Source organism: Anaerostipes stercorihominis (genome assembly GCF_057535655.1).
Genome location: NZ_BAAJCL010000020.1, coordinates 22,191 through 32,086, shown reverse-complemented (window position 1 = coordinate 32,086; position 9,896 = coordinate 22,191). Strand labels below are relative to the sequence as shown.

The 9,896-nt window shown below is 41.9% G+C and carries 9 protein-coding genes and 1 pseudogene; 9 read left to right on the top strand and 1 reads right to left on the bottom strand.

Features of this window, described 5'->3' with window-relative positions; translation table 11 throughout:
* Positions 1–66 precede the first annotated feature (66 nt).
* The 6 genes and pseudogenes from AC27EF_RS13045 (at position 67) to AC27EF_RS13020 (ending at position 4,751) form a co-directional block, all read left to right on the top strand.
* Positions 67–444 carry a phage baseplate protein gene (locus AC27EF_RS13045; protein ID WP_487111201.1) on the top strand — a complete coding sequence of 126 codons (378 nt, stop codon included), beginning with the start codon at positions 67–69 and terminating at the stop codon, positions 442–444.
* Positions 445–1,056: 612 nt separating this feature from the next.
* Positions 1,057–1,350 carry a hypothetical protein gene (locus AC27EF_RS13040; protein WP_487111200.1) on the top strand — a complete coding sequence of 98 codons (294 nt, stop codon included), beginning with the start codon at positions 1,057–1,059 and terminating at the stop codon, positions 1,348–1,350.
* Between the two features lie 13 nt (positions 1,351–1,363).
* A pseudogene (locus AC27EF_RS13035) lies at positions 1,364–1,576 on the top strand (holin); the annotation flags it as partial.
* A 101-nt stretch (positions 1,577–1,677) separates the two neighbouring features.
* The gene (locus AC27EF_RS13030) at positions 1,678–2,472 is read left to right on the top strand and encodes an N-acetylmuramoyl-L-alanine amidase (RefSeq protein WP_487111199.1); all 795 of its coding nucleotides are present in this window, start codon (positions 1,678–1,680) and stop codon (positions 2,470–2,472) included.
* Positions 2,473–2,598: 126 nt separating this feature from the next.
* The gene (locus AC27EF_RS13025) at positions 2,599–3,702 is read left to right on the top strand and encodes a phosphoribosyltransferase domain-containing protein (protein ID WP_487111198.1); all 1,104 of its coding nucleotides are present in this window, start codon (positions 2,599–2,601) and stop codon (positions 3,700–3,702) included.
* On the top strand, positions 3,699–4,751 hold the full coding sequence (locus tag AC27EF_RS13020; protein WP_487111197.1) for a cysteine protease StiP family protein: 1,053 nt from the start codon (positions 3,699–3,701) through the stop codon (positions 4,749–4,751). Before AC27EF_RS13025 ends, AC27EF_RS13020 begins: the two co-directional genes overlap by 4 nt.
* Before the next feature lie 25 nt (positions 4,752–4,776).
* Here AC27EF_RS13020 and AC27EF_RS13015 read toward each other — a convergent pair whose 3' ends face one another.
* Positions 4,777–5,748, bottom strand: coding sequence for an HpcH/HpaI aldolase/citrate lyase family protein (locus AC27EF_RS13015; RefSeq protein WP_487111196.1), 972 nt, complete (start codon positions 5,746–5,748; stop codon positions 4,777–4,779).
* A 137-nt stretch (positions 5,749–5,885) separates the two neighbouring features.
* Here AC27EF_RS13015 and AC27EF_RS13010 point away from each other — a divergent pair, with 137 nt between their 5' ends.
* Genes AC27EF_RS13010 through AC27EF_RS13000 form a run of 3 tightly spaced genes read left to right on the top strand, consistent with a single transcriptional unit; the run spans position 5,886 to position 9,889 of the window.
* Positions 5,886–8,153 carry a YceG family protein gene (locus AC27EF_RS13010; protein WP_487111195.1) on the top strand — a complete coding sequence of 756 codons (2,268 nt, stop codon included), beginning with the start codon at positions 5,886–5,888 and terminating at the stop codon, positions 8,151–8,153.
* Between the two features lie 2 nt (positions 8,154–8,155).
* On the top strand, positions 8,156–9,301 hold the full coding sequence (locus tag AC27EF_RS13005; protein ID WP_487111194.1) for a toxic anion resistance protein: 1,146 nt from the start codon (positions 8,156–8,158) through the stop codon (positions 9,299–9,301).
* Between the two features lie 6 nt (positions 9,302–9,307).
* Complete coding sequence (locus tag AC27EF_RS13000) at positions 9,308–9,889, top strand: TerD family protein (protein ID WP_487111193.1); 582 nt, start codon at positions 9,308–9,310, stop codon at positions 9,887–9,889.
* The last annotated feature ends 7 nt before the right edge of the window (positions 9,890–9,896 follow it).

The following is a 9,896-nucleotide window of genomic DNA, read 5'->3' as shown; positions in this document are numbered from 1 at the left end:
GGGAGGTTTTGTTTTTGTACAAAAATTTATCATTAGAAATTAATTGTATTATTTAGAATCAATGTAATGCGAAAAATAAATGGAGATAAAATAAGAAAGCTAAATTCAGATTTACTGGAAAAAGTTTATCCAGTGGGAAGTATTTATGTTTCTGTAAACAATACAAATCCTGGAAACATTTTCGGTGGAACTTGGGAACGGTTTGCCAATGGACGTACATTGGTAGGTGTAGATGAAAACGATGGTAGTTTTAATGGCATAAAGAAAATTGGTGGGCATAAAGATTTACAAAATCATAGTCATAATATGAGCAGCCATACACATGTAATTAATCTGATATCTGGAGTACAAAGTGTATCACACACACACACGGGACAGGAAGTTCTACTTGCAAATATTGGCCTGTTACAGATGAATCACCAGGTGCGGATTCTGGAGATGTAGGGGGAACAACCTATAAGTATCCTAGAGTATCTGGAAATGCAACATGGTCCAGAATTACAAATACAGGAGTACAATCAGTTAATCATACGCATAATATTTCTGGAAATACAGGTACTCCAAGTAATAATGCTACAGCTGCATCTGGAACAGGAAATGCCGGAAATTTGCCACCTTATATTACTGTGTTTATATGGCTACGTGTAATGTAAAAAGCATTATTGATACAGTCAGTCAAATAAAAACAAAAAACTAACTAAAATCCATATAAATCGCTTGACATATATTTTAAAGATTCTTGATAAATAAAACTGTATATACTAAGTGCCCAGTATATTTTGTACTAGATGTCAAATTTCTGTTTCACGAATATATAATGTTGTTATACAGAATTATTTAAATTTATTTTATCAACTTTTTCTCCAATAAGAGTATTTATATCTGAATTTAGCTGTTTATTGTAATGTTAAGACCGAGAGGTCTTATTTTTATTTTGTTAGGAAATTCTTTTGGATGGATCTCCTAACAAAATAAAAAATGCTCCGTAAGATTGGGGAGCAGGAAGCCCAAGTGGATTTGTCCGCTTTGTTTACTGAAAATTTGAAAGGAGAAATTATGGAAGAAAATGAAATTGAAGTTCGTTTTGCAGAACACCGAAAAGACATTCGTTCACTGGAAAAGCGAATGGACAAGCAGGAAGCACAGAATGAAGTGATTCAGGACCTTGTGATCTCTGTCAAAGAGATGGCGATGAATCTGACTCAGATGCTGGAGGAATTAAAAATACAGGGTGTCCGGCTGGACAAGCTGGAACAGGAACCGGCGGAGAGTTGGAAATTAGTAAAAACAACCCTTCTTACGGCGCTGATCAGCGTACTGATCGGAGCAGCAGTTGGGCATTTGATTTAAGGAGGATAAGGATATGTTTCAGAATAGTGTATTCAAGGTATCGGTAGATACAAAAAAATGGGCAAAGGCAGCAGGTGTGAGAGCTGTGAAGACTATGGCGCAGACTGCGGTGGCTTTATTGCCGGCAGCCGCCACGATTACCGCGGTAGATTGGAAAACCGTTGCGGGAACCGCAGCACTTGCAGGAGTGGTATCTTTGCTGACTTCCGTTGCCGGACTGCCGGAGGAAGAAGCAGTGGACTTATTAGAGGATCCTATGCTACAGGATACAGAATATAACGACGTGGAGGACGTAGAGCCGGAAGCAGAAGAGGAGGGGGAAGCATAATGGTAAAATATAATGTACATGGAGGGCATAACCCATTCGGGGAAGTTGCCTGCGGGGCAAAGGGATTGTTAGATGAGAGCAAAGAGGACCGGAAAATTGCAAAAGCAATCATAAAGTATTTAAAGAAAGGCGGCGCAGCGGTCTATGACTGCACGGTGGAAAATGGGAAAAGTCAGAGCGATGTGCTGGTAAAGATTTGCGCCAAATGTAATGCGCACAGTGTGAAACAGGATTATTCGGTCCATCTAAATTCCGGCAGGAACGACAGAAAAGGAGATAAAAAAGTAGGAGGCTTTGAAATCTGGGCGTACAGCTGGAATTCTTCTAAGAAAGCAGTGGCAAACCGGTGCAGAAAGAAAATGAAGGCTCTTGGGTTTACCGATCGGGGACTGAAGACATCCAAAAGTTTGTATTATCTGAAGCACACCAAAGCGCCGGCGATGCTGTTTGAAATTTGTTTTGTGGATGATAAAGACGATTATCTGCTGTATAAATCTGTGGGAGCGGACAAGATCGGTAAAGTGCTGGCAGAAGCAATTCTGAATCAGACCATTGGGACCTCCACGGCAAGCAAGGTTGTTAGCACACTCAAAGCAGGTGCAAAGGTCAAAATCAAATCCGGCGCGGTATATGGCGGAGCCAGCAGGGGAAAGAAAGTTGCTTCGGCTTATACTGGCAAAAAGTATACGGTAAGCAAGGTTCAGAAAAACAATGGACAGCAGGAAGCGCTGATCAGGCAGCTCAATAGTTGGGTGCCGACAAAATATTTGCAGATTCTGTCAAAAGAATCTTAGATATCAATGTCTCAAACAATCAAGGGGAAAGAAGCGTTTTCCATCTTCGTAAAATATGGTACAATTTCCAAAGGAGATCTGTAAAATATAAAAATCGAAGTAAGATAAGAAAGAACAGGAGTAGCCATGGAACCATCAATGATTGCAGTAGCGAAGCGTGAGAAGAATCCGAAAAGAAACTATCTTTTAGTAAATCGTTTTCAGGGAAAGCATGTGCCGGTGTCACCGACAAAATCATTCAGACTGTTTCAAGAACTGGGGCAAAAACTAGAGGGATGCTATGGGAATGAGAAAATTTTAATGATTGGGTTTGCAGAAACAGCAACGGCAATTGGAGCAGCGCTGGCTGTTCAATTTGACGTTTCCTATATTCAAACAACGAGAGAAGAGATTCCGGGGGCAAAATATTTGTATTTTTCGGAGGCGCACAGTCACGCGGCAGAACAAAAAATTGTTAGAAATGAATTTGATCAGATCCAAGATCAGATCGATCGTATTATTTTTGTAGAGGATGAAATTACCACCGGAAATACCATTTGCAATGCGATCCGTGTCATTGAAAAAGAGTATGAAAAAAACTTTGATTATTCTGTGATCTCGATTGTCAATGGGATGGATGCCGCGGCAAAAAGGAGATTTGAGGAAAAGAAGATCGATCGTTTCTATCTGCTGTCTGCAAAAAATGAAGAGTATCGGTCCGTCGCAGAACTGTATCAAGGTGACGGAAGCTATTATAAGGCAGGATCTCAGGTCAATGAAGCATATATCAGGGATATTGTTTTGAAAGGATGGACAAATCCCAGACATTTGACACAGGGAAAAGTGTATGAAAAGGCTTGTGGGGAACTTGTGCAGTCGATTTGCCGGGAACTTGATGCTTGTCAAAAACAAAAAATTCTTGTGCTGGGAACGGAGGAATTTATGTTTCCGGCAATGTGCGTCGGAGCGGCGTTGGAACAAAAGGGAAAGAGTGTGAAGTGTCATGCAACAACGAGAAGTCCCATTGCAGTCAGCCGAGAGACGGAATATCCACTGAAAGAGCGATGGGAGCTGATCAGCTGCTATGAGGAGAGCCGAAAAACGTATGTGTATGAACTTGAAGCATATGATTTGGTTCTTGTTATCACGGATGCTCCGGGAGTGGCGGATCGAGGAATGAAAACTCTGCTTCATGCTTTGCAGGAGTGTGGAAATAAAGATATCATTGTAGTCAGGTGGTGTGAGAAATGAGAAGCAGTTATGAAAAAGAGGATGTAACTCTGTTGCTGAAGGATATTACCGGGCAGGTGGAGCCACAGTCAACAGAAGAGAGAGAACGGCAGATTCAGTCAGGGCGACATTACTGTGAGATGCTGCCAATCGAGTATGTTCCTACAAAAAAATATATGGAAGCCTATGAAAATGCATTGCTGCATTATGCAGATCCGGTGGCAGACGCAGTAGGTACGCTGGCAGACAAGATTTTAAAAAAACGAGGGAAAACAGTGGTTCTTGTATCGTTAGCAAGAGCCGGGATTCCGGTAGGAATCTTGCTGAAACGATACTTTCGCTGGAAATATCAAATGGAAATACCACATTATTCTATTTCTATTATTCGCGGGAGAGGAATTGATCAAAATGCCATAAAATATTTGCTCGACCGCTATGAGGCAAAAGATCTTTTATTTGTAGACGGATGGACTGGAAAAGGAGCTATTTTTCGGGAACTGGAAAAAGATGTGAAAGAATTTCAGGATGTTTCGTCTGAATTGGCGGTGCTGGCGGATCCGGCAAATTTAACGGAGCTTTGCGGAACACATGAGGATCTTCTGATTCCAAGCTCATGTTTAAACTGCACAGTTTCAGGCTTGATCAGCAGAACATTTTTAAGAGATGATATTATCAAAGAACAGGACTTTCATGGGGCTGTTTATTATGAGGAGATGGAAGCACAGGATTTATCCCGGCAATTTTTACAGGCGATAGAGTCAAAATTTCAAAAATATTCGGAGAGGGCCCGCGAGAGGGTACCGGAAGGTACAGGATTGGAGGAAGTGGAAGAATTAGCGCGGAAGTATAAAATAAAAGATATCAATTTGATAAAACCGGGGATCGGGGAAACTACGAGAGTACTGCTTCGGAGGATTCCATGGAAAGTGCTCATTTCCAATCAATGGAAGGAGGATCCGTCTTTGGAACACATTGTGCGGCTTGCAGGGGAGAAGCAGGTTCCGGTAGAATATTGCCGGCTGACCCATTATAAGGCATGCGGATTGATCCGAAGTATGGCAGATACGTAAAAGCTGTCAGGGCATGGGAAGGATTTTAACCCTCAACATGCCCTGAAATTCCATAAGCTTCTGAAAGAAATAATATTTTCTGCGCCCAGTTTCTGTGGGTTTTATATTCATTCATACGTTCGTGATTCTGGCTTCCGCTGACAAGGGAGTGGGAGGTTTGGTCCCAGCGAAGAATGGACACAGCATCTTCATAATCTTGGCGGGATACTTGATAGGCTTGATGGACAAGAGAAATTTGGTTTGGATGGATCACTGTTTTTCCGATAAAGCCGCAGAGCTGGTCTTTTTCCAGCTCTTTTTTCATGCCATAATCCCAATGGGAGCCGCGGTAATATTCCCAGACAGGCCCGGAAATAACATAATCTTGTCCAAAGACTGAGACAATGTCAGATAATAGATTTGCAATCGGTAAAATATCATAAATGCATTGATCCCAACGACGCCGAAATCCAAAAGCATGACATAGATCGTTTCCTCCGACACGAACATTTAATACAAGAGATTCGACGGAATCCAATTTTTGTTTCAATGAATATAAAAGATCGAACCGGTGGCGAAGGTCGATCATAGAAGGACTTTCCAGAATCGGCATAATGTACAGAGGACGGGGGCTAAGCCGATGGACGGAAAGGGCAGCTTCCAGATAGGCATCTGCGTTTTCCAGGTCAAATTTTGGAAGAATGAAGCCTGTAATCAATGGAGAAGCTTCTGCCCTGTGATAAACTGTAAGAATTTGTTCAGGATTGCGAACCCTTATGAAAATTTTAGGCATAAAAAAATCCTGCCGCGAGGCAGCTTCCTGTAATAAAAAAAGAGAGTGGGTAAGGATTTGCAATGCTTCTTCCACGCAGGCCTCCGGAATGGTATCTTCCAGACAAAGGGCCAGAGAAAAGTTGGAGCCAAATCGATTGTGGATTAAGGATTTTACGATATGTTCAGCGTTGGCGGGACAATACAAAAGAGCGCCGACACTGTAATGTAAAACAGAATTTTTCATAAGTTACACCCCTTTAAATGATACCATTGATTATAGCATTAAAATTTGCAAAAAGATAGTTATTTTCCCTGGAATATGATAAGATTAAAAATAAAGATTGAGGAAAAATAAAGTTATCATATGTTGGGGTCAAGAGGATGTTTAAGCGTGGAACAATCAAAGAGTTCGATGATTTTTTTAAGAAAAGCAAAGAGAGAACAGGAAAGGAAGTTTATGCGTACCGGTTTTGTCAGTTCAGTGAGAAGATCTTGGATTTTCTTATGAAATATTACTCGGAGACAAGGCGTCGGGGGGTGATTTTGGAGGGAAAGATACCAAACCCCACAGAACAGAATCTTTCTTACTATGAAGAAATGATGGGACTTGAATTTCGCATGGATGTAAAGTTTTTTTTACAGCAGCTGCAACGATGGCTTCCAAGATTGGATCAAGAACAGAGAGACCGCATTGCAATGGCAATGTATGATGGTCTGATGGATATGCACAGACAGGGAAAAAATCTGAATATTTTAAAGAATGCTTATATTAAGTTTATGTGCTGGCTGTATTATCGATTTGAACGAATTCTTGTCTTTTTGGGAAAAGAGGAGATTCCGAAGATTTTATGTGAGAGAGATCCGGGGAATTACGGATTACGGATGCTGGATATTCTCTCCAGAGCCGGCTGTGATATGATACTTTTACAGTATGAGTCCATGGAAGACTGCGGTCAAATATCAGAGATTTTTACAGATTATGTGCAGGAAGGAATGAGCTCGTTTCCGAAAGGTTTTGGAATCCGGCAGCTTGGGGAGGAGCAGCAGCGGCGTCAGAACTTAGCGATGCTTTACGGAGAGCGGCCTCAGATTTTTGGGGAGATCAATACATGGAGTCAAAAAAAGGGGATGGAAGCTGCTTTGGAACCTGTTGGAAGCCGCGGAACAGAACCAAATAAATTTTATCATTGCTTTTGGAGAATCACCGGTGTGGAGAATCCGGTCACATATATGCAGGATCTGTTTCGGTTTTATGAACAGATGAGGCAGTCCGGCCGAAAGATTCTGATTCTGGATCAAACGATTCCACAGCCATCGGTGGAAGAGATTGGGGAAATCCGCAGACAGCCCTACAAAACAATAGAGCAGATGCTCTCCCATTTATCCGGCAATATTCGATGCGGGGAGAATCCGCAGCTGGAGCAATTGATAAATCAAACGTTTATTGATATAATGATGGAGAAGTTTGAAAAAGAGCAGGGCAACCTTCAACGACTTGCAAACAAAGCCGTTTATCTTCTGTGCTGGATTCGGAGATACCAAAAGATTCTGTTTCAGGGATGGAAGCTGCCGGAACTTGCCTGTGTGATTGACTTCGGGGGATGCCGGAATGAAAATGAGGCATTGTTTTTGAGATTTTTATCGAAGCTTCCCACAGATTTGTTGATTTTTGTTCCGGACCAGAGTCATCCTTGCTGTCTTCAGGCGCCGGAGCTGCTGGAACTCCATTACGATCAGTCGATGGAGGCAGAGAGTTTTCCTACAGAAAATGCAATGTTGCGCATGGGGACCGCTGCATATTATGCAGAGCGGGAATTGGATACTTTGATGTATCAGGATTCCGGCATGTACAGAGAGAGACAGCATAAGAAAGCCAATGTGGTGAATCTTCAGACAATGTATGAAGAGATTCGTCTTCTTTGGGATGAAGAACTGAAATACCGGCCGAATTTTCAGGTGGTTCAGGAAGTTGTTACAATGCCTGTAATTTGCAGTAAAATATCCGGAGTAAAGGACGGAGATTTAGCAAGGTACTGGGAGGAGCTTCGGAATCTGAATACTGCAGATACCGTTTTGGTTACAAAGCTTCCATGGTTTCAGGGACCGCAAAGAAGTTCTCAGAAGATGAATGTGACGGAGTTTCTGAAAGATGGAAGGCTTCAAAAGAAAAGGATCAAAGATCACCGCCTGTATCCATATGGTTTTTTAAGAGAAGCAATGCAGAATCATATATTGGAGAAACTGGAGCTTTTGATCAACCAGAAGATCATAAAGGGTACCTTTGAAAATGGTACGGAATATACCATTCTTTCAACCGTGTTGAATTTGCCGAAACAGTTGCTTCAGCTGATTCAAAAATTCGATTTTACCAAAAAGAATCCAAAGATTATGATTGTCCACACGACGGAACAGTGCCTTTCTTTGGAAGACAGCATTTTAACGGCATTCTTAAATTTGGTTGGATTTGACGTACTGTTTTTTGTTCCCACTGGATATCGAAGTGTCGAAGGTTTTTTTCAAAAAAATATCATGGAAGAACATGAGATTGGAGAATATTTATATGACCTGAATGTGCCGGATTTATCGGCAGATCGGGGAAGAGCAGCGTTATTATCATGGAAAGAAAAAATATTTAAACGGGGGAATTAAGTATGGGATTAGATTTTGGACAGCCGGGAGCGCAGCAGCCGGCAGTATCGGAACCGATCAATGAGCCGGAAGCTTATGATATCGTAGAAGATCGTCAGAAAATGAATGCGGAATTGACCAATTCACCGGAGGTAGACGCACTTTGCAGCCAGATTGAGGTTTTCAATATGGAGAGTATCGTTTCCTTTGGGGCAGAGGCAGCCGATGAGGTATCCAGAGCTTCGGACGTGGTGTTAAACAGCGTCAATATGTCACAGTTAAATGATACGGGAGAGCTTTTAAATACACTGGCGAAAGTAATGTCCAAGTTTGATATTGAAGAGATCAAAGAAAAGCCGGGATTATTTGGAAAGTTTTTTCAAAATCTAAAAAAACAGCTGGATAAAATTCTGGAAAAGTATCATACAATGGGAGATGAGGTCGACAAGATCTATGTGGAATTAAAGCAATATGAAGCAGAGATCAAACAGACCAATCGCAAATTGGATGAGATGTTTCAGGCGAATGTGGGATATTATCACCAGCTGGTGAAGTATATTCTGGCAGGAGAGCAGGGATGCAGGGAGCTGGAAGCTTATCTTGAGCAGAAACGTCAGGAACTGCAGACAAGTGAGGATCATTCCCTGCAGTTTGAAGTTCAAAATCTTGAGCAGGCGCTGATGATGCTGGAACAGAGAACACAGGACTTGCGGACCGCAGAAAATATTGCTATGCAGTCAATTCCGATGATTAAAACAATGGAATTTAGTAATATGAATCTGGTTCGGAAAATCAACTCAGCTTTTATTGTAACGCTGCCGGTATTTAAGCAGGCACTGGCTCAGGCGATTATGCTCAAACGTCAGAAAATTCAGGCGGAGGCTATGTCAGAGCTGGATGCGAAAACCAATGAAATGTTAATTAAAAATGCAAGGAATACGGCAGAGCAGTCAAAGATGATTGCCAGAATGGCTTCAGGAAGCTCAATCAAAATAGAGACTTTAGAGACAACATGGCGTACCATTGTAAATGGCATTGACGAGACAAAACAGATCCAGGAAAATGCCAGAAAGCAGCGCAGGGAAGATCAGGTAAGACTGCAGACAATGAAAGAGGAATTTCATAAAATGTACCATACGCCCAATCAGGCGAATTCAATAAGGAGGTAATTGATTATGCCAATTAATTTAACGAAGGGACAGAAAGTGAGTCTTACGAAAGGGAATCCGGGACTGAAAAATATTATGGTAGGTCTTGGATGGGATGTAAATGCATTTGATTCCGGCGAGTCTTTTGATTTGGATGCTGCGGCGTTTATGCAGGATGACAGTGCAAAATGCCCGACAGACAAAGAATTTATTTTCTACGGAAATCTGGTTCATGAAAGTGAATCTGTAAAACATCTGGGAGACAATTTAACCGGAGAAGGAGACGGAGACGACGAGCAGATTCAGATTGATCTGTCGAAAATTCCGCAAAACATTTCCAAGATTGCGTTTACCGTAACAATTTATGAATCAGACGCGCGGCGTCAGAATTTCGGTCAGGTATCCAATGCATTTATTCGCATTGTAGACGAGGCAACAGGACAGGAGCTGATCCGCTATGATTTGGGAGAAGATTTCTCCATCGAAACAGCGGTGGTTGTTGGAGAACTGTACAAACATAACGGCGAGTGGAAATTTAATGCCATTGGAAGTGGATTCCAGGGCGGTTTGGCTGCATTGTGTGCGCACTATGGAATTGAAGTAGCATAAGGAGGAG